Below are 20,462 nucleotides of genomic sequence, written 5' to 3'. Positions count from 1 at the left end.
TATATGAAGAAAGTTGGTTTTTTTCAATCTATTCATTTAAAATTTGTGCTTATATATATGCTATTAATATTAATAGCGATGCAAGTTATTGGGGTTTATTTCGTAAGGGAATTAGAGAAGAGCCTAGTACAAGGTTTTAGGGATTCTTTAACGCAGCAAACAAACTTATTATCATATAACTTGAAACAAGAGTTTAAAAAAAGTTATACAAAAGCAGAAACAGAGTCAACAGATGAAACCATTAAAACTTCTATTCGAAAATTTGCCTCTGATCAAAAGAAAGTTATACAAGAGGTAAGTGTATTTGATTCGCATAGAAAGTTATTGGCTATTTCAGATGAATCAAAGCAGAATAAGGTGAATAGAACATCAACTGATATAGCTGTTCAGCGAGTGTTAGTACAAAAAAAGCCAGAAGTGAAAATTGAGAAGGATGGTAGTACAGGCCATCGTGTTCAAGTTATGCTTACTCCGATTCTAGATGATAATGGCAAGGATGCGCTTGGTGTTATATACATCGTTGCATCTATGGAAGATGTATATAAACAAATGAAGGATATAAATCAAATTTTTGCTACGGGAACAGTAATTGCCTTATTAGTAACGGCCGTACTTGGGATTTTATTGGCTCAAACAATTACAAGACCAATTTCAGATATGCGGAGACAAGCAATCGAAATGGCAAAAGGAAATTATTCGAGAAAAGTAAAAGTGCATAGCCATGATGAAATTGGACAACTGGCATTATCCTTCAATAATTTATCAAAAAAATTACAACAAGCTCGTTCTTCTACAGAAAGTGAAAGGCGTAAATTATCATCCGTTTTATCACATATGACAGATGGAGTAATTGCTACTGACCGAAAAGGGGATATTATTTTACTAAATGACCCTGCGGAAAAGATGTTAAATGTTTCTCGTGAAACAGCGCTCGATCAATCTGTTTTAGAGGTATTAGGGATACAGGAAGAATTTACGCTCGATCATTTATATGAAGAGCCAGATTCTGTGTTATTAGATTTTAGTACGAGAAACGAACCATATATTTTACGTGCTAGTTTCTCTGTTATTCAAAAAGAAACAGGGAAGGCCAATGGCTTAATTGCTGTACTATATGATGTAACAGAGCAGGAGCGTATAGAAGGGGAACGCCGTGAGTTTGTGGCGAATGTCTCTCATGAATTAAGGACGCCATTAACGACGATGCGCAGTTATTTAGAGGCACTTACAGATGGAGCGTGGCAGGATCCGAATATTGCACCACAATTTTTAACGGTTACACAAGAAGAAACAGAAAGAATGATTAGACTTGTAAATGCGTTGTTACAGCTATCTAAACTTGATAGTACAGAGCACCGTTTAATGAAAGAATGGGTCGACTTTACTGATTTCTTTAATAATGTTATTGATCGCTTTGAAATGTCTAAAGAGCAAAATGTAAGTTTCAAACGATCTTTCTCTAAAAAATCTAGGTTTATTGATATGGATACTGACAAAATTACTCAAGTGCTGTATAACATTATTTCTAACGCATTAAAGTATTCACCAGAAGGTGGAACAGTAACATATCGCTTACGTGATCGCGGTGATTTATTAGAAATTAGCGTAAGTGACCAAGGAATGGGTATTCCAAAAGAAAACGTTGATAAAATCTTTGAACGTTTTTATCGCGTAGATAAAGCTCGTTCAAGACAAATGGGTGGTACGGGACTTGGATTAGCAATTGCAAAAGAAATGATTGAGGCACATGGTGGCTCTATTTGGGCGAAGAGTGAAGAAGGAAAAGGGACAACTATTTATTTCACGTTACCAATGGCAGCAGATGAAGAGGACGATTGGGAATGAGTATGGAAAACTTTAAAACAATAGTTTTAATTAACCTAGTCGTAATTAGCCTATTTCTTACTTTTAACCTATGGACGTATGTGCCAGATTCTACATCCATGCAAAACGCGAAATTTGTACAGGGCAATGAAGGAACGAATCAAACTAAAATTGCCGATGTTGTCCGTCCTACTTCTATCATCGTGCATAAAGATAAAAATCATTATGGGAGCAGAAGAGAGGCAGATATAGAATCAATCTATAAGCCTCTGGAAGTAGGGGAACTACATGAGTTTAGAGAGATATCAATCACTAAGGGTGATTTCCTGTCCTATGTGCATGGTGAAGGGAAAATTGAACTTGTTTTCCCTACCGATATCCCATTTGATGCAGTTAAATCCATGTTTAACATGAAAGAGAAAGGTACAGATAAGCCTAAACATTTTAATCGTATTCTTCTTGATCCTTCTAGAAGTAAGGATCAAGAAATTAAAATTAACTTTGTTTCTGATGGTGATAACTTTAAAATATATGAGGCAAAATTAAGTGGCGTGTATTTAAAAGATATTGTAAATGCCCAAAATCAATTTATAGTATCAGCAAAGCCTTATTTTGATTATCAAATCAATGATATGAAAAAGTTATTTTTACCAGATGGAACGACAGAGTTAAACAATATAACATATATCTCATCTAATTTAGCAGTGGATACGTTTAAGAATGCTCTGTTTAGTGATCCTCGTTATTTAAGTCCAATTACTGAGATATCGAAAGAAACATTTACAGATGGTATTAGATCTATGGAAATTGAAGACGATCGTCACATGCTAAAGTATAAAAACTCTTCTGTCTTAACTGAGAAAACGATAGATAATTTAATGCTGTTACAAAAAAGCTTTGAATTCGTAAGTGGTCACAGTGGAAGTTTGGATTCATATCGTTTGGACTATATGAATAAAGGAGAGACAGTGTTTCGCTTACATGAAGATGGATATTCCGTATTCAATACAGATGGATTAGCTGAATTGAGACAAAAATGGGGATCAGAAGAAGTAATGGAATATGAAAGACCGTTGCTGTCTTTAAATACTAAAGGCATAGAACAGAAGGTTACTCTTCCGTCGGGGCATGTTGTAATAGCATCTCTAGAAAATAATCCAGAGATAAAGAAACAAGTAATTAAGGATATTGGTATTGGATACAAGTTATCACTAGATGGACAAGTAGTTCGACTACAACCAATTTGGTATGTAAAGCTTGTTGAAGGTGAAACAGGTAAACAGAAAATCTATGAGTGGAGTGAGGGAGGACTAAATGGATTGGGATCGGATTAAAACCATATTTATTGTGACCTTTTTTGTTTTGGACCTCTTTCTCATTTTTCAATTCATTCAAAAGCAAGATAGTAATCAATTGGAGCTTATTGCAGAAACAAAGATAGATCAAGAATTAAAGGCAAACAAAATTACTATAGGGAATATCCCTAAGGAACCGAAAAAAGAGTCGTTTATTAGAGCGGAAAATAAAGCCTTTAAAGAAGATGATATACAGTCTTTGAAAAATCAAACGGCGCATATACAAAATATGTACAAGATAGAAAGTAAGCTAAAAGAGCCTTTTTTAAATACGAAATCATTATCAAAAGATAAGTATAATGAATTTTTGAAGAACTATGTATTGGATGGACAAAAGTATGAATTTGGAGCGGTGAAAGACTCTAAAATTTATTTCTTCCAAAAATATAAAGATAAGCCTATTTTCTATAATAATCAGGCGATGATTGTTGTGGAATTAAATGAAAAAAATGAACTTGTTTCATATACGCAGACAATGCTAACTGATTTAAAAGAAATGGGCGAAGGTGAAAAAACGAAAGAGCAAGAAATTATTACGGCTCAAACAGCTTTAGAAAATTTGTATTTAAAAAATAAAATTCATGGAAATACGCATGTTAAAGAAGCACAAATTGGCTATGCCACTCTTACCGCATCTACTTCTAATAACCAAGTACTTGCTCCAACGTGGAATTTAAAAACGGAGCAGAAACAGGACTTCTTTGTGAATGCAATTGAAGGACAAGTTATGGAATTAGGGGAAAAGGAAAATCAAGTGGTTGATGAACATACTGGAGTGAGAAAGAATGGGGTTGCATTTTAGCGTACTTGCAAGTGGAAGTACAGGAAATATGCTATACGTAGGAACCGATGAAAAAAAATTACTAGTCGATGCAGGTTTAAGTGGTAAAGCGACAGAGGCTTTATTTAAACAAGCAGAACTGAATATAAATGATGTATCAGGTATTCTTGTAACACATGAGCATAGTGATCATATTAAAGGGTTAGGTGTATTGGCGCGTAAATATGATTTACCCGTTTATGCGAATGAGAAAACATGGAATGCAATGGAACATTTAATAGGAAATATCCCAACTGAGCAAAAATTCATTTTCTCAGTTGGGGATGTGAAAACATTTGGTGATATTGAAGTCGAATCATTTGGAGTTTCTCATGATGCGGCAGAACCGATGTTTTATGCTTTCCATAACAATAATAGGAAATTAGCACTTATTACAGATACGGGATACGTAAGCGACCGTATGAAGGGCGTTATTAAGGGAGCTAATGCTTTCGTATTTGAAAGTAATCATGATGTGGAAATGCTTCGTATGGGACGTTACCCATGGAGCATTAAACGACGTATTTTAAGCGACGTTGGGCATGTTTGTAATGAAGATGCTGCATTAGCAATGGCAGATGTAATTACAGATGAGACAAAGCATATTTATTTAGCCCATTTAAGCTTAGATAATAACATGAAAGAACTAGCTCGTATGTCAGTATCACAAGTACTAGAGGAAAAAGGATTTGGAGTGGGTGAATCCTTTGAAATTCACGATACAGATCCAAAAATGCCTACAAAAATTCAATACGTATAATTCTTCATTTTAGTAAACAATAAAGGTGAATATAGTTGTTTTCAGGAAGATGGGTGAACAAATATGTCCTTTATTGATGAAGAAAATTATCGTATGAAACGTGCAGGGAAAAAGAAGCATAAAGGTATAGTTCTTTCTAGTATAGCGGGAACAATTGTAGGAGCTTCTTTATTTGCGTTTGGAGCTCCTTTATTTTCAAATTCTGCTGATACGCTTCCGCAAGCTGAAGCAAGCGGAAGTAATATGGCCGAAGCTCAAGGAATTAAACAGATTAGCTTTGTAGATGCTGTTGACCGTGCATCTGAAGCTGTTGTGGGCGTTATTAACATTCAACGAGATAACTTTTCAGAGGCAGATTCAGAGGCTGGTACAGGATCAGGAGTAATTTATAAAAAGACAAATGGTCAAGCTTATATTGTAACGAATAATCATGTTGTAGCTGGAGCGAATCGTATTGAAGTAAGTTTAAGTGACGGTAAGAAGGTTCCTGGAAAAGTATTAGGAACCGATGTAGTCACAGATTTAGCTGTATTAGAAATAGATGCAAAGCATGTGAAAAAAATAATTGAAATCGGCGATTCTAATACTGTTCGCAGAGGAGAGCCAGTCATTGCGATTGGAAATCCACTCGGACTGCAATTCTCTGGAACTGTTACACAAGGTATTATTTCAGCTAATGAACGTATTGTCCCTGTAGATTTAGATCAAGATGGACACTATGATTGGCAAGTAGAAGTGTTACAAACGGATGCGGCGATTAATCCGGGGAATAGTGGCGGTGCGCTTGTAAATGCAGCAGGACAATTAATTGGTATTAATTCAATGAAAATTGCTGCAAAAGAAGTAGAAGGAATCGGACTTGCTATTCCGGTGACTAGGGCTGTTCCGATTATGAATGAACTTGAGAAGTATGGAAAAGTAAGAAGGCCGTATGTTGGGATTGAACTTAGGTCATTAAATGAAATTCCAAACTATTATTGGTCAAAAACATTACATTTACCAGGTACTGTAACAGAAGGAGTTTGTATTTTGGATGTGAAAAGTCCTTCGCCAGGCGCAGATGCTGGTTTAAGAGAACATGATGTTATTGTGGCAGTAGATGGAAAACCGATTCGCGATATTATTGGATTCCGCACGGCCTTATATGATAAGGAAATTAATGATAAAATGACTCTTACGTTTTATCGTGGTACAAAAAGAGTAACAACAACAGTGAAATTAGGCATTCAAAAGTATTAAAAACAGGAGGGCCTACCTCCTGTTTTCTATTGTAGAAAAGTGAGGTGAAGAAAATGAATTTACCTTGTTGTTTAGAACATGTTGAATTAGCGTTAGATATTATTGTGGATGAGTGTGAAGTTGCGCCGGTTATCAACAATGTGGATAACTCAGAAAAAGAGAAAAAAACATGTGAATTTTGTCAAAATGAGGCGACATATGTTGTATCGAACACAGATTCTCACACAATATGTGGGTAGTGTTTGTGGATATGTGGATAAGTTTTGTGGATAACATGTTTGTAAGGTGGATGATACGTGTGAATATCTCGATTATTTCAATTGGGAAATTAAAAGAAAAATATTTGAAACAAGGTATAGCAGAATACTTAAAACGATTATCAGCATACGCAAAAGTAGAAGTAATTGAATTGCCCGATGAAAAGGCGCCAGAAAATTTAAGTGAAGCAGAAATGTTAATTGTAAAGGAAAAAGAAGGTATACGTATACTGGATAAAATTTCTGATGACACGCATGTGATTGCATTAGCTATAGAAGGAAAGCAAAAGTCATCAGAAGAATTTGCGGTAAGTCTAGATCGCCTTGCTACATACGGAAAGAGTAAAGTCGCATTTGTAATTGGTGGATCACTCGGACTAAGTTCAGAAGTGATGAAGCGTTCAAACGAATCACTTTCTTTTTCAAAGATGACATTACCACACCAATTAATGCGATTAGTATTGCTTGAACAAGTGTATAGAGCGTTTCGGATTAATCGTGGGGAACCGTATCATAAGTAAGATATTCTATGTAAAATAAAAGTAAGACACTGATATTATCATATTTATTTTATTATGCCTATAACTGGAGGCTATGTGAATGGTAAGTGATCAGACGAGATATTCTAGGCTCGCGAATATAACAAAAATAATAAATACGAAATTAGAACTACGTGAAGTATTGCAGCGTGTGACAATGGCGATATCGGAGGAGATTGTTAGGTGCGATGCTGTTGGAATTTATTTACCACAGGAAGATGGAACATTTAGAGGGTTTGCAGGAAAACCAGAGACCATAAATGGCGTAACGCTCGATACTCAGGTAATTGATCCTGAAATAGACTTACTGGCAAAAGAAGTTATTGAAACGAAAAAAACCATCTATATTCCTGATACCTCAAAGGATCATCGACCAGATCCGAGACCAGTTGATGCGTTTAAAATTAAGTCCTTATTAGCTCTGCCTATCTCATTTAGGCAAGAGTTATTTGGTCTGGTTTTTTTATTTGATTATGGGATTCCGATGAACTTAACAGATTCAGAAATTCAAAGTGTTGAAGCTTATGTAAATATGGCCGCGGTCGCAATTCAAAACGCAAATAATTTAACACAAAAGGAAAACCTTATTGCTGAGAAGCAGCTGTTACTAAATGTTACCCGTGATTTATCAATGTGTTCTTCGATACAGGAGAGTTTTGATAAATGCTTTTTTTACTTAGAACAGATTTTAGAGAGTAAAAATATGACTGCCCATCTTCTAGATCCGCTAGATAAAACAACGATTAAAACAACGAAATTAAGTAAGGGCTGTGATTGGACAGAAGCGGATCGGACAGAGAAAAGCTATGAAGCCAAGATCCAAGAGGTTATTCAAACAAAAAATATAGATAGTAAGGATCTATTGATGATTCCATTGGTTTCAGTGGGAGAAGTATTAGGGGTAATCGTCGTTGGCAAAGAAGGAAAAGCTCACAATTACGATAATTCTCAAATTCAACTAGCAAAATCTATCGTTGATGCCACAGCCCCTACGTTTTCAAATTTGTTATATATGGATCAACTAGAAAGCATAGTGAAAGAGCGAACGGGAGAGCTAGCTGCTGCTAATGAAAAAGTTATAAGTGTGATTGAATGTATTACGGATGGATTCTTTACTTTAAATAATAAATGGGAATTTACGTACGTAAATAAGCACCAATATTTTCCGCAAAGAAAAACAGCAAAAGATGTATTAGGAAAGAATATATGGGATGTTTTCCCGAGTGACATCGACACAGTTATGTATAAGGAATTTCATCGTGTGATGTCAGAGCGAACTACAGTTCATTTCGAATTTCTTTCTACTGCAGATGAATATTGGCACGAAGTTATTGCATACCCGTATGATGATGGTATTTGCTGTATTTTTAAAAACATAACGGAAAAAAAGAAATATGAACAGGAATTGAAAAGATTATCTAACATTGATTTAATAGGGCAAATGGCAGCAGGTATCAGCCATGAAATTAGAAATCCAATGACAACGGTACTAGGATTTTTGCAGTTATTAAAAGAAGAGAATACCTATGAGAAACATAATAAGTACTTTCATTTAATGATTGAAGAACTTAACCGTGCCAATTCTATTATTACTGAATTTCTCTCAATGGGTAATACAAGGAAATTAGATTTGCAGATGTTAGATTTAAATTCAATTATCCGCGATATTATCCCTTTAATAAAGATTGATACGTATAATCAAAATAAATATATTCAAGTCGATACAAATGACATTCCGGAATTACTTTTAAATCGTAATGAGATACGGCAATTATTAATGAATCTATATCGTAATGGCTTAGAAGCGATGAATACAGGGAAAGTTCTAACCATTAGCACCTACAAGGAAGGTCAAAATTGTGTGGTGCTTGCAGTGCACGATCAAGGAAAAGGTATCAGGCCTGAAGTCTTAGAGAAACTGGGTACGCCATTTTACACGACCAAAGATAATGGAACTGGATTGGGGTTAGGTGTATGTTATGCCATTGCTGCCCGCCATAATGCAAAAATAGAAATTCAAACAGGATCGGAAGGCACTACCTTTTTTGTTAAATTTAATTATAAAGATAATAAAAATTAAACTTATTTAGATTAGTTACGGTGAACTGTATCATAAATATTGATCCGAAATTAATCATGCCTTGTGTACCAACATGAAGTATTATTGGCTGTATATTGAATAAAAAATATAATCAAGAAAAAAGCACTTATCTTTACAAGATAGAGTGCTTTTTTATACGCATTTTATTATTTTAGATTTAACCGATATGTAATGAAGATGTACAGTAAATATGGGGGTATGCAAGTGCCTGGTGAAATCAAGTATACTCAATATAGGAAAAAAGAAGTATTAGATGTACTTAGGGGGGATTAACATATTTAAGGAAGATATGAAAAAAATATTGGCATCATTACTAAAAAATCCATTAGTAATAATCGTATACTGGATTTTTTGTTATGAGTTAGCTTTATTATGTATGTATGGGAGAATGAATAATAATATTTATATTTGGTTATTATCTATAGCATTTCTAATACTTATCATTATATTTACTACAATTAAAATTGTGAAAAATAGGGAACGCGAATCATCCAAATTATTAAATGTAAAGGGATGGAAATACATTTCTGTTCTAATACTTATCCTTATAACGTCTTTTTATGGGATAAAAATTTATAAAAGTGCAACGAATTATGGCGGTAAACTAGCATGGTTTATAGAAAGCGTAAAAAACGAAAGATCAGTTAAACTTGAGCGTGATAATATATATAAGTATGGTGTAGAGGGCATTTTTGAAGATATAAATAAGAAATATACTTTGCCAAAGAAGTTATATATGTCGGATGATTTTACTTTGGAATTTAAATCAGATGGAACAATTACATCATTTGATACTTTTCTTTATGGGAAAAATGCTGCTGGAAAAGAGGAAAGCTACTTAATATCTTATAATAAAAATAAATCAAAAGATATTTTTGTAGGATTAAATGGGTATGTTAACGCTGATTATAATGAAGATAAATTAGTAAAACCTTTAATTAAAACAGTTCAAGCCATTCCAGTTAAACAAACTGTAAGTAAGTGGAATGAAGATAAGTATGGGCTGGTCTATTATGGGAAAAGGAACTGGGGTTACAACAGAGAAGGAATTATTAATATTAATAAAGATGGGAAATTAGAGAAGCTTGAAGAAGCAAAGTCCGAAATAATTGAATATACGGTATCTATATTTATCCCTGGAAAAGAGAAAGAGGTAGTACCTGCTAGATATAATTTACTAGGTGACCCAAATTGGAGTAAGGAAAGTAGTTCTAAAAAGAAAAAGAAGAATTTAACTAATAATAATGAGCAATTTTACTTTTCAAAAGAAGTTGGTTATAAACTAGATGTCACAGATAAAGCATTAGGGAGCACCTTTTATTCACTAAGCAAGACAATTGATGGAGGGGAAACATGGGGAGTTATAAATGAAGACCCGTTCAATGAAGCGGTAGGTAGTGCATCAGGAATCATCTTTTTTAATGAAAAGCTCGGATTTTTAAGGGCAGCCAGACCCTCTGGAAATGAAGGGAGGTTATACCGTACAGATGATGGGGGTATAACTTTTAAAAAGTTGAGCTATACAAATTATGAAGTGAAACTAGAAAGTGGACAGGCAATAAATCCGTTTGATTTTCCTAATATGCCTTATGAGAAGGATGGAGTTTTTAACATGCTAGTAGGGCAAGGAGCAGATGGAGACTACAATGGTAATAGTAGTATACTTTATCAATCAAAAGATCAAGGTGAAACATGGGAGTATGTAAAAGAGGTTAAAGATAATTAATAGTGGGAAAGACCATTGGACAAAAATTACCGATGGTCTTTTAAACATTATTAGATGGTATGTACATTTCCTAAAATAAGTATGTTTCTATTTCTATAAAAATATGCTGTAATATGAAGAGGAAAAAGTATAAGTAGTTAGAGAAGTGAGGAATTAAAGGTGAAGAAGTTTAAGAAGTTTTACTTGGAGATTACGAGTGTGTGTAATCTTGCGTGTAGCTTTTGTCCGCCGACGGAAAGGCAGAAGCAATTCATTTCTGTAGAGGATTTTGCTAAAAGATTAGACCAAATTAAACCTCACACAGACTACATTTATTTGCACGTGAAGGGTGAGCCGTTGCTCCATCCGAAAATAGATCAGCTATTAGACTTAAGTCATGAAAAAGGGTTTAAAGTTAATATTACAACGAACGGAACGTTAATTAATAAGAGAAGGCATAGGCTGTTAAATAAGCCCGCGTTAAGACAAATGAATTTTTCACTGCATAGTTTTGATGGACACCCAGGTTCGCAAGATAAAGAGGGCTATGTAAGGAGTATACTTTCCTTCATTAGGGAAGCGACAAGTCAATCAGATTTAATTGTATCGTTAAGGTTATGGAATTTAACTCAGGATAATAAAACAAATGCTGAAATCCAGAAAAATAGAGAGTTATTATCCATAATTGAAAATGAATTTGATCTATCTTATCAGATTGAAGAGAAGCTTACACCAGGAAAAGGTATAAAAATTGCAGAACGTGTCTTTATTAATCAAGACTATGAATTCCAGTGGCCAGCATTACATGAAGAAGAGGATGACGGGAAAGGATTCTGTCATGGACTTCGTAATCAGGCAGGGATTTTAGCGAATGGGACGGTTATTCCTTGTTGTTTAGATGGTGAAGGGATTATTAACCTTGGAAATATTAATAATGATTCATTTTCTAACATTATAGAAGGTGAAAGAGCAACAAACATTGTCGATGGATTTTCAAAAAGAGTTGCGGTTGAAGAGCTTTGTAGGAAATGTGGATATCGTAAAAGGTTTGGGAAGTAAATATGAAATAAGCCCTCATAAAGCGAGGGCTTATTTTTTATTCTTGATAAGAATGCTCTAATTCATCAATTAATGAACCAACGTAAGAAACAGCTTTACGGATTGCATCTGATTTTGACATATCTACTCCGGCATGTTTCATTAGTTCAAGTGGTTTCATTGTACCACCAGCGCGAAGCACATCTAACCAGCGATCAATAGCAGGTTGTCCTTCCTCTTTAATCATTTGAGCTATTGCAGTAGCTGTAGTGAGGCCTGCGGAATATGTGTAAGAATATAGACCCATATAATAATGAGGCTGACGCATCCAAGTTAAGCCCGCACCTTCATCGATTTCTACAGAATCTCCCCAGAATGTCGAAAGGACATTTGTTTTAATTTCAGTTAAAGTTGTAGCTGTAAGGGCCTGTCCTTCTTCTGCTAGAGCATATACCCTACGTTGATATTCACCCTCAAGTAAATGAGTAACAAAGTTGTGATAATATGTGCCGAGTAGTTGTAGAATGACCCATCTGCGCATTCTCTTATCGTCAGTAGTCGCTAGTAAATGCTGAGCTAATAGTAATTCATTCATAGTTGATGGTGCTTCAACAAAGTACATAGATGGGCGTACGTTCATGATACGTTGGTTTTTATTTGCTAAATAGAAATGACCAGCATGTCCAAATTCATGTGCTAATGTGAAGCATCCACGCATCGTATTTTGCCATGTAATTAAAATATAGGGATGAGAGCCGTATGGACTTGAGCAAAATGCCCCGGTTGATTTGCCTACGTTATCTGCAAGATCTACCCATCTTTCTTTGAATCCTTTTTGGATTATTGAACTATATTCATCGCCTAATACTTTTAAAGAATCTTGAATGAGCGTGCCTGCTTCTTCATAAGTAATAGCTGGATTAAATTCGGGATCTAAAGGTGCATGTAAGTCGCAGAAAAGCATTTGATCGAGTCCTAATACTTTCTTTTTTAAATCTGCAAAACGGCGCATATGAGGTGCTAATTCTTTATAAATAATATCAAGTTGGTTGTTATACATTTCAAGTGGAACTCTTTGTGGTTCTAATAGCATATGGGTAACGGATTCATATTTACGTAAACGAGAAAGTGTTACTTGTTTTTTAACTTCAGTAGCATATGTTGTGGCAATTGTATTTTTATATTGTTTTAGTGTGGAAACAAATGATGAATATGCTTTTCGACGTATATATGTGCTTGGAGAAAATTCATATTTGCTTTCAAATAATGAGAATGAAACAGGGAGTTCGTTTCCTTGTTCGTCTTGTATAGAAGTGAAATCCATATCGGCCAATTTAGTCATGCCGTAAATTTTGTATGGAGAACTATGAACTTCGCCAAGTGCAGCAAGTGCTTCTTCTGTTTCAGGAGAGAGTGTGTGCTGCCTTTTTTTGAGTATCTCTAGTAACGACTTACGGAAAGGTTCAAGTTTTGTTTCGTCAGTTAAATATTTTTCAATTGTTCCTTCTTCAAGTGAGAGAATTTCATTATGGATAAAGGATAGTGCAGTATGTACTTTCGTCCATAAAGCAGAAATTTTGGAAGAGTTCGCTTGAATAACTGGATTTGTACGATCAGTAGATTCTTTTAAATTTGCATATGAATACAGTTTTGTTAACTTCATTAAAAGCTCTTCTTCTAAAAGTAGGCAATTTAATAAAGTTGTGGAGTTGGTATGTAAACGTCCTTTAAATGTATCAAGTTTCTGTATATCATTTTCTAATACGTTTAATGCGGTATGCCATTCGGCATCAGAATTATACAAATCGGATAAATCCCATGTTAGTTCAGCAGGCACCTCTGCGCGATTAAGGCGATTTTCCATTACATTTTTCAAGTCTATCTCCTCCTCATTAAGACTATTTAAAAACATGATACTAGAAAATTCAGTAAAATAAAAATATTTTATGTTTTTATATATTAAAAAGAAGGACAAGCACTTTTATGCTTGTCCTTCTTTTTAAATTTAAGAATTAATATACTTTATCGCCGTTGAAAATCGAGTTTTTCACGACAACATAATCTACAGTACGAATAGCATCTAATTTTGTTCCGCCAGCGTAAGAGATAGAAGATTGAAGATCTTGTTCCATTTCGATTAACGTATCTTCTAAAGAACCTTTATGCTCAACGAACATTTTCTTACCTTCAACGTTTTTCTTCTCACCCTTTTGGAATTCAGAAGCAGAACCGAAGTATTCTTTATAAAGTTTGCCATCTCTTTCGATTGTTTCCCCTGGAGACTCTTCGTGACCAGCGAATAGAGAACCGATCATGACCATAGTTGCCCCAAATCGAATAGATTTAGCTACGTCGCCGTGTGTACGAATACCACCATCAGCGATAATTGGCTTACTTGCAGCTTTTGCACACCAGCGAAGTGCAGCTAGCTGCCAACCACCAGTTCCGAAGCCTGTTTTAATTTTAGTAATACAAACTTTACCAGGTCCAATACCAACTTTTGTTGCATCAGCACCAGCATTTTCTAATTCTCTTACCGCTTCTGGAGTTCCAACGTTTCCAGCGATAACGAAGCTCTCTGGTAAATGTTTTTTTATATGTTGAATCATGTTGATCACAGCATTAGAATGACCGTGTGCGATATCAATCGTGATATATTCAGGTGTAATTTGCTCAGCAGCTAATTGTTGTACGAATTCATATTCGTCCTCTTTTACACCAACGCTGATAGAAGCGATTAATCCACGTGATTGCATATCTCTAATGAATGAGATTCGTTTCTCTGGTTGGAAACGATGCATGATATAGAAGTAATTGTTTTCAGCTAAATAAGTTGCGATTCTTTCATCAATAATCGTTTGCATATTTGCAGGCACGACAGGTAATTTAAATTTATGTTTTCCTAAAGTGACAGTTGTATCACATTCAGAGCGGCTATTTACAATACATTTTGCAGGAATTAATTGAATATCTTCATAGTCGAATACGTTTTCCATCATTTACACCCCTAAAATACGAATATTTTATTTTTATTAATCAAAAATGTTCGTCCATAGGATAATTTACATTATTTTTATTAAGAAGTCAAAGGATTTCTTAACATTTTTTGAAAAACTAGATGTTACATCTGAAAAATAACGTTAAAAACGAATTTAAAATGTATTTTTATTTATATTGTTCGTTTATGGTAAAGATTGAAAAATTGAGATAATTATATAAGGTTGTATGTATTCTTTTTATTTTTTTGGAGTGGGATGGAGGATACCATGAAAGAGTCAATGCTAACAATACGAGAAAAAGATGTTATCAATTAGTTGAACAATATATGAAATGATAAGGTTTATTTCTATATAAAAAGAGGAATCTGGTATGAACCACCTTTTTATGTAAGGTTTCAAGTATAATAAGTAGGGTAATAGTAACGTATACAAAAGATAAAAAAGAAAATAATACATAATAAAATGAGGTTAATATATGAGTAAAAAAAGTTTTTCTGATTATAAATTAAGTAAGGAAATTGTAAGGGCACTTACTGGGTTAGGATATGATCATCCAACAGAAGTACAAGGTGAGGTTATTCCAGTCGCATTACAAAAGAAGGATCTTGTTGTGAAGTCTCAGACTGGAAGTGGAAAAACAGCTTCATTTGGTATTCCACTTTGTGAAATGGTGGAGTGGGAAGAGAATAAACCACAAGCATTAGTTTTAACACCAACGAGAGAGCTTGCGGTGCAGGTAAAAGAAGATATTACAAATATAGGTCGATTCAAAAGGATTAAGGCTGCGGCAGTTTATGGGAAATCTCCATTTGCACGTCAAAAATTAGAATTAAAGCAAAAGACACACATTGTAGTTGGGACTCCTGGTCGTGTATTGGATCATATTGAGAAGGGTACCCTTTCTTTAGAGTGTTTGAAGTATTTAGTTATTGATGAAGCAGATGAGATGCTAAATATGGGCTTTATCGATCAAGTAGAGGCAATTATTGATGAATTACCTACAAAAAGAATGACAATGTTATTTTCAGCAACACTTCCAGAAGATGTTGAAAAATTGTCTCGTACATATATGAATTCACCAACTCATATTGAAATTAAAGCAGCTGGGATTACAACGGATAAAATTGAACATACTCTTTTTGAGGCGATAGAAGACGAGAAGTTTTCACTACTTAAAGATGTAACAATGATTGAGAATCCTGATAGTTGTATTATTTTCTGCCGTACACAAGAAAATGTAGATCATGTATATAGACAGCTAAAACGAGCTAATTATCCTTGTGACAAAATACATGGTGGTATGGTACAAGAAGATCGTTTTGAAGTCATGGATGATTTTAGAAAAGGAAAATTCCGTTATTTAGTAGCAACAGACGTAGCTGCGAGAGGAATTGATATTGATAATATTACACATGTTATTAATTATGATATTCCACTTGAAAAAGAAAGCTATGTACATCGTACTGGAAGAACGGGACGAGCTGGAAATAGTGGAAAAGCTATTACATTTATAACACCATATGAAAATAGATTTTTAGAAGAGATTGAGGATTATATTGGTTTTGAAATTCCAAAGGCAATTGGACCTTCAAAAGAAGAAGTTATGAAAGAGAAAGCTGCATTTGAAGAAAAGATACATGCTAAACCAATTATTAAGAAAGATAAAAATGCGGACATAAACAAAGGCATTATGAAATTGTACTTTAATGGCGGGAAGAAAAAGAAAATTAGAGCGGTAGATTTCGTCGGTACAATTGCTAAAATTAAAGGTGTTACAGCAGAAGATATAGGCATTATTACGATACAAGATAACGTTTCTTACGTTGAAATATTAAATGGAAAAGGACCACTTGTCTTGAAAGTCATGAAGACTACAACGATTAAAGGGAAACAATTAAAAGTTCATGAGGCAATTAAGTAAATAAAAAACTATCCACTTTAATAGGTGGATAGTTTTTTATTTATGATTTTTTCAAATCATCAACTAGTTGCTCTGCTAAACGTCTATACATATTACTCATAGTCACGAAGGATGTTAATAGTAGAAATTTTTCTAGCTTTGTACCTTCTAAGGAAGAAATCTTATTTACTTCTGTAACACGTTTATTTACGTCTTGTTTAAAGTTTTCGACATTGCTTGCAGTAAGAGCAAGATAATTTTTATATAACGCATTTAATTCAAATGAATCATCGTTTAATAAGGAGTCATTTATATTTTCTAATGAACTTTTTATGTCGTTAATGGAGAGAGCTCCCTTTAATTGGTAAATCAGGCTAATTAAAATCATATGCTCTTTTGAATACTTTTTATTTTTGATAGGGATGAATAGTTTCCCTTTTGCGTAATTATTAATCATCGTTTTTGTTAATACTTTTTCATCATCAGTTCTCGTTGTATCTGCATAAGTATTCTCAAATAGTTGGACAACTTGGTCTACATATAAGTCAACATTTGGAATATCCTCAAGTTTAATATTTTTTTCTAAATGTAATGTCTCAAGTAATTCATTTATATTTTCCACGTAGAATCCCTCACTTTTATAACTTAGTGGAACTTAATGTTTAATATATCTTTAAATATGGTATTACGAAACAAATGAATTGTAAATGTTGACCTTAAAAAGAAATGTGTATATAATTACATGTAGTTATAAAAACTACATGTAATTATATGAGGGGTGTTATTATGAATACTTATGTAAGGGAACCAGTTAACGCATTTACTCACTTAGGTGGAGCGATCTTATCATTTATTGCCTTATTAGCTATGCTTGTGAAAGTTTCTATTAAGATGCCATCATTTGCTGCAATTACAGCTGTTATTTTGTTTGGTATTGGAATGATGGTCCTTTATGCGGCGTCAGCTGTGTATCATAGTGTTGTGGCCAATGAACGTGTTATTTACTTCTTTAGGAAGCTAGATCATTCTATGATTTTTATATTAATTGCAGGTACATATGCACCCTTTTGCTTAATTACATTAAATTCAGCAAGTGGTTTGCTATTATTTTGTTTAGTCTATGCAACTGCGATTTGTGGTATTATGTTTAAAATGTTTTGGTTTAATTGTCCAAGATGGTTATCGACAGCAATTTATATTACAATGGGTTGGTTAATTGTTTTGTTCTTTGCACCGTTAGCTGAGAATTTAAGTACAGGAGGTATTGTTTTCTTAGTACTTGGGGGCATTTTTTATACAATTGGTGGATTTATTTATGGCACAAAGCCAAAATGGCTAGAGTTTAAATATATGGGACATCATGAAATTTTTCATGTTTTTGTATTATTAGGTAGTCTTGCGCATTTTCTAAGTGTATATTGTTACGTAATTTAATAAAAAAAACGCCACATAATTTTTATTATGTGGCGTTTTTTTTATTACCTGATTAGAATCGTATATGTTATAAAATTATTATGGGATAAAATGTAAGTTTCTGTGTTCGCATGTTAAACATAGGATAAGAAATATGTGATATACTTTGAGAAGTTTATAATGAATGAAATATGGAGGACTATAATTATGGCAATACTTGTAACAGGTGGAGCAGGATATATTGGTAGTCATACATGTGTAGAATTACTAAATAGCGGTTACGAAGTTATAGTAGTGGATAATCTTTCGAATAGCTCGGTAGAATCCATAAATCGAGTGAAAGAAATAACAGGAAAACAATTTAAGTTTTATAAAGAAGATGTTTTAAATCGCGAAGCGCTTGACGCAATTTTTGAAGAAAATGTAATTGAAGCAGTTATTCACTTTGCAGGATTTAAAGCTGTAGGGGAGTCAGTAGCGATTCCATTAACATATTATCATAACAACATTACAAGCACGTTAGTGCTATGTGAAGTAATGCAGAAACATAATGTAAAGAAGATGATCTTTAGTTCATCTGCAACTGTATATGGTATCCCGGAAACGTCACCGATTACGGAGGAGTTTCCATTAAGTGCAACAAATCCATATGGTCAAACGAAATTAATGATTGAGCAAATTATGCGTGATGTAGCATTTGCAGATGCAGAATGGGGTATCGCATTACTTCGCTATTTCAATCCATTTGGTGCACACGAAAGTGGGCGTATCGGAGAAGATCCAAATGGAATCCCAAATAACTTAATGCCATATGTAACGCAAGTAGCAGTAGGTAAGTTAAAAGAATTAAGTGTATTCGGAAATGACTATCCAACGAAAGATGGAACAGGAGTCCGTGATTACATCCATGTTGTGGACTTAGCAAATGGTCACGTAAAGGCGCTTGAGAAAGTAATGAGTACAACAGGAGTAGATGCTTATAACCTGGGCACAGGCATGGGCTATAGTGTACTAGAGATGGTTGAAGCATTTGAAAAAGTTTCGGGCAAGAAAGTTCCTTATAAAATCACAGAGCGTCGCCCAGGTGATGTGGCAGTATGTTTTGCTGATGCATCGAAAGCAAAGCGTGAATTAGGCTGGGAGGCAACACGCGGATTAGAAGAGATGTGTGCAGATTCTTGGAAATGGCAATCAAATAATAAAAATGGCTATTTAGAAGTTTAATGATGAATAAAAAAATGACCTTTGCTTAAAAGCAAGAGGTCATTTTTTATATTCATTTTTTATTAAGTTTATTACCTAACCTAGAAAAGAACGTTCCCTGTTTTATAGGAATATTTGACTGGCAACACGTGTAGGAATCGATACTTTCAATATTAGTAAAGGTATTGATTATTAAGTATGCGCTCTATTTCTCGTCTTAGAACGAAAGTGTATTTAATATAGCCTAGTAGTAAGTGAATAAAGATTGAAAAGTGCTACAAAGGTATTGTTATAAATAAGGAAAATTATCGGAAAGGATATAGATGAGGGATCAACTGCCTGTAAAACCCCAACTGATTAAAGTTTTATTTTATGATCAGCCAGCAACACAAGAGCAATTTCAGCGAGCATATGTAAATTTATTAAAAGAAATTAAAGGTTTTGATTCAAGCCTATTCCTTATACAAAATTGAGGATTTGAAACAATCAAAAACTGTTAAGGGTTACTATCGCGTTTTAGGTCCGTAATACAATTTTCTCATAAGAAAGAATGTATTACGGACCACCACCTATTACATAATAGGAGGAATTAATGAATTCGAACAAGTTGTTTGTGATATACTGTGTTTCCCTCTTGACTTGTATATGGTGGGAGACTTCGTCCGAAACAATTTGCAATAATATTGGAGTGAGCGGGATAAGAAATACGTATTTCATACAAATCAATAGTTTCATCTAAATTAGCATAAAAGACTGCGAGATGATTGCCTTGTAAAACATATGGGAATTCTACTTCTGCATTTTCACCAATTAATACAGGTAACTTTACAGGATTAGAATAATTAGACCAATCCCACACTTCTATATTTACATAGTGAGCGTAATATGCATCTAAATTTACAATGTTTATGACCGCTGAAATAGTTGCAGGTTCTCTTGTTAATACACCTGTAGAGTGAAAAACAGAATGATTTGGATAATGAAGAGGCATAAATATCAAACCTTTCTTAAAATGATAGGATTTTACAATATCTTATGCTAGAAGGTAGTAGAATGAGATAGAGGAATGTATTATTTTATTCATTTTTTATGGAAATTGAAAGCGTATTATTGAAATGTATTCCAACACTTGTATCATCGCTAGAGTCCGTTTATAATCAAGGAATCCTAGTTCATGTTTTGATAGGATTATTTATTATTGAAAGCGTTTTAAGTTCGCTCCTTTTTAAGGTAGGAGGTCTGACTTATACAGATGAAAAATTATGTATGTAGTTTTAAATGGGAAGAAAAATAATATAAGTATCACTTT

At 34.0% G+C, this 20,462-nt stretch carries 17 protein-coding genes; 13 read left to right on the top strand and 4 right to left on the bottom strand.

Annotation, left to right across the window (positions count from 1 at the left end):
- Positions 1–3: 3 nt before the first annotated feature.
- From walK to NZ044_RS26880, 10 genes are all read left to right on the top strand, one after another.
- Positions 4–1,845, top strand: a complete 1,842-nt coding sequence (walK, locus tag NZ044_RS26925; protein ID WP_000755366.1) for a cell wall metabolism sensor histidine kinase WalK — start codon at positions 4–6, stop codon at positions 1,843–1,845.
- Positions 1,842–3,158: a YycH family regulatory protein gene (locus NZ044_RS26920; RefSeq protein ID WP_000061567.1), complete on the top strand. Its 1,317-nt coding sequence runs from the start codon at positions 1,842–1,844 to the stop codon at positions 3,156–3,158. Before walK ends, NZ044_RS26920 begins: the two co-directional genes overlap by 4 nt.
- On the top strand, positions 3,139–3,981 hold the full coding sequence (locus NZ044_RS26915; protein WP_000383719.1) for a two-component system regulatory protein YycI: 843 nt from the start codon (positions 3,139–3,141) through the stop codon (positions 3,979–3,981). The genes NZ044_RS26920 and NZ044_RS26915 overlap by 20 nt, the downstream gene beginning before the upstream one ends.
- Positions 3,965–4,759 carry an MBL fold metallo-hydrolase gene (locus NZ044_RS26910; protein ID WP_000522837.1) on the top strand — a complete coding sequence of 265 codons (795 nt, stop codon included), beginning with the start codon at positions 3,965–3,967 and terminating at the stop codon, positions 4,757–4,759. The genes NZ044_RS26915 and NZ044_RS26910 overlap by 17 nt, the downstream gene beginning before the upstream one ends.
- Positions 4,760–4,822: 63 nt before the next feature.
- Positions 4,823–5,998: a S1C family serine protease gene (locus tag NZ044_RS26905; protein WP_000008032.1), complete on the top strand. Its 1,176-nt coding sequence runs from the start codon at positions 4,823–4,825 to the stop codon at positions 5,996–5,998.
- Positions 5,999–6,051: 53 nt separating this feature from the next.
- Positions 6,052–6,237: a CxxH/CxxC protein gene (locus NZ044_RS26900; protein WP_001052827.1), complete on the top strand. Its 186-nt coding sequence runs from the start codon at positions 6,052–6,054 to the stop codon at positions 6,235–6,237.
- Positions 6,238–6,296: 59 nt separating this feature from the next.
- Positions 6,297–6,776 (top strand): 23S rRNA (pseudouridine(1915)-N(3))-methyltransferase RlmH, encoded by a 480-nt coding sequence (rlmH, locus tag NZ044_RS26895; RefSeq protein WP_001027003.1) that lies wholly within the window; start codon positions 6,297–6,299, stop codon positions 6,774–6,776.
- 79 nt (positions 6,777–6,855) lie between these two features.
- Positions 6,856–8,874 carry a GAF domain-containing sensor histidine kinase gene (locus NZ044_RS26890; RefSeq protein WP_016078232.1) on the top strand — a complete coding sequence of 673 codons (2,019 nt, stop codon included), beginning with the start codon at positions 6,856–6,858 and terminating at the stop codon, positions 8,872–8,874.
- A 274-nt stretch (positions 8,875–9,148) separates the two neighbouring features.
- The gene (locus NZ044_RS26885) at positions 9,149–10,621 is read left to right on the top strand and encodes a WD40/YVTN/BNR-like repeat-containing protein (protein WP_340950052.1); all 1,473 of its coding nucleotides are present in this window, start codon (positions 9,149–9,151) and stop codon (positions 10,619–10,621) included.
- 159 nt (positions 10,622–10,780) lie between these two features.
- The gene (locus tag NZ044_RS26880) at positions 10,781–11,659 is read left to right on the top strand and encodes a radical SAM/SPASM domain-containing protein (RefSeq protein WP_000713633.1); all 879 of its coding nucleotides are present in this window, start codon (positions 10,781–10,783) and stop codon (positions 11,657–11,659) included.
- A gap of 37 nt (positions 11,660–11,696) precedes the next feature.
- Here NZ044_RS26880 and pepF read toward each other — a convergent pair whose 3' ends face one another.
- Both pepF and guaC read right to left on the bottom strand, forming a co-directional pair.
- A complete protein-coding gene (gene pepF, locus NZ044_RS26875) occupies positions 11,697–13,514 on the bottom strand; it encodes an oligoendopeptidase F (protein WP_000800233.1) in 1,818 nt (605 codons plus the stop codon).
- Between the two features lie 136 nt (positions 13,515–13,650).
- The gene (gene guaC, locus NZ044_RS26870; protein WP_000432438.1) at positions 13,651–14,634 is read right to left on the bottom strand and encodes a GMP reductase; all 984 of its coding nucleotides are present in this window, start codon (positions 14,632–14,634) and stop codon (positions 13,651–13,653) included.
- 478 nt (positions 14,635–15,112) lie between these two features.
- Between guaC and NZ044_RS26865 the strand changes: the two genes are divergently transcribed.
- Complete coding sequence (locus NZ044_RS26865) at positions 15,113–16,558, top strand: DEAD/DEAH box helicase (RefSeq protein ID WP_000039346.1); 1,446 nt, start codon at positions 15,113–15,115, stop codon at positions 16,556–16,558.
- Positions 16,559–16,598: 40 nt separating this feature from the next.
- Here the strand turns inward: NZ044_RS26865 and NZ044_RS26860 are convergent, their stop codons facing one another.
- Positions 16,599–17,159 carry a DUF1836 domain-containing protein gene (locus NZ044_RS26860; protein WP_000427875.1) on the bottom strand — a complete coding sequence of 187 codons (561 nt, stop codon included), beginning with the start codon at positions 17,157–17,159 and terminating at the stop codon, positions 16,599–16,601.
- Positions 17,160–17,323: 164 nt separating this feature from the next.
- Here NZ044_RS26860 and trhA point away from each other — a divergent pair, with 164 nt between their 5' ends.
- Together trhA and galE are read left to right on the top strand one after the other, a co-directional pair.
- Positions 17,324–17,971: a PAQR family membrane homeostasis protein TrhA gene (trhA, locus tag NZ044_RS26855; protein WP_098506537.1), complete on the top strand. Its 648-nt coding sequence runs from the start codon at positions 17,324–17,326 to the stop codon at positions 17,969–17,971.
- A gap of 186 nt (positions 17,972–18,157) precedes the next feature.
- Positions 18,158–19,174 (top strand): UDP-glucose 4-epimerase GalE, encoded by a 1,017-nt coding sequence (gene galE, locus NZ044_RS26850; protein ID WP_000996551.1) that lies wholly within the window; start codon positions 18,158–18,160, stop codon positions 19,172–19,174.
- 568 nt (positions 19,175–19,742) lie between these two features.
- Here the strand turns inward: galE and NZ044_RS26840 are convergent.
- Complete coding sequence (locus tag NZ044_RS26840; protein WP_001128270.1) at positions 19,743–20,144, bottom strand: hypothetical protein; 402 nt, start codon at positions 20,142–20,144, stop codon at positions 19,743–19,745.
- Positions 20,145–20,462 lie beyond the last annotated feature (318 nt).

It is taken from the genome of Bacillus sp. FSL K6-1338, assembly GCF_038006965.1.
GTDB classification, from domain to species: Bacteria; Bacillota; Bacilli; order Bacillales; family Bacillaceae_G; genus Bacillus_A; species Bacillus_A thuringiensis_S.
The sequence above is the reverse complement of the archived record's forward strand: the minus strand, read 5'-3'. Positions and strand labels throughout refer to the sequence as shown.

Bases quoted from the DNA above. Each gene is read 5' to 3' on its own strand.
- NZ044_RS26900 (WP_001052827.1), top strand. From the start codon at position 6,052: ATGAATTTACCTTGTTGTTTAGAACATGTTGAATTAGCGTTAGATATT.
- trhA (WP_098506537.1), top strand. From the start codon at position 17,324: ATGAATACTTATGTAAGGGAACCAGTTAACGCATTTACTCACTTAGGT.
- NZ044_RS26890 (WP_016078232.1), top strand. From the start codon at position 6,856: ATGGTAAGTGATCAGACGAGATATTCTAGGCTCGCGAATATAACAAAA.
- NZ044_RS26865 (WP_000039346.1), top strand. From the start codon at position 15,113: ATGAGTAAAAAAAGTTTTTCTGATTATAAATTAAGTAAGGAAATTGTA.
- NZ044_RS26910 (WP_000522837.1), top strand. From the start codon at position 3,965: ATGGGGTTGCATTTTAGCGTACTTGCAAGTGGAAGTACAGGAAATATG.
- NZ044_RS26885 (WP_340950052.1), top strand. From the start codon at position 9,149: ATGTACTTAGGGGGGATTAACATATTTAAGGAAGATATGAAAAAAATA.
- NZ044_RS26920 (WP_000061567.1), top strand. From the start codon at position 1,842: ATGAGTATGGAAAACTTTAAAACAATAGTTTTAATTAACCTAGTCGTA.
- NZ044_RS26905 (WP_000008032.1), top strand. From the start codon at position 4,823: ATGTCCTTTATTGATGAAGAAAATTATCGTATGAAACGTGCAGGGAAA.
- NZ044_RS26915 (WP_000383719.1), top strand. From the start codon at position 3,139: ATGGATTGGGATCGGATTAAAACCATATTTATTGTGACCTTTTTTGTT.
- guaC (WP_000432438.1), bottom strand. From the start codon at position 14,634: ATGGAAAACGTATTCGACTATGAAGATATTCAATTAATTCCTGCAAAA.
- walK (WP_000755366.1), top strand. From the start codon at position 4: ATGAAGAAAGTTGGTTTTTTTCAATCTATTCATTTAAAATTTGTGCTT.
- NZ044_RS26840 (WP_001128270.1), bottom strand. From the start codon at position 20,144: ATGCCTCTTCATTATCCAAATCATTCTGTTTTTCACTCTACAGGTGTA.
- galE (WP_000996551.1), top strand. From the start codon at position 18,158: ATGGCAATACTTGTAACAGGTGGAGCAGGATATATTGGTAGTCATACA.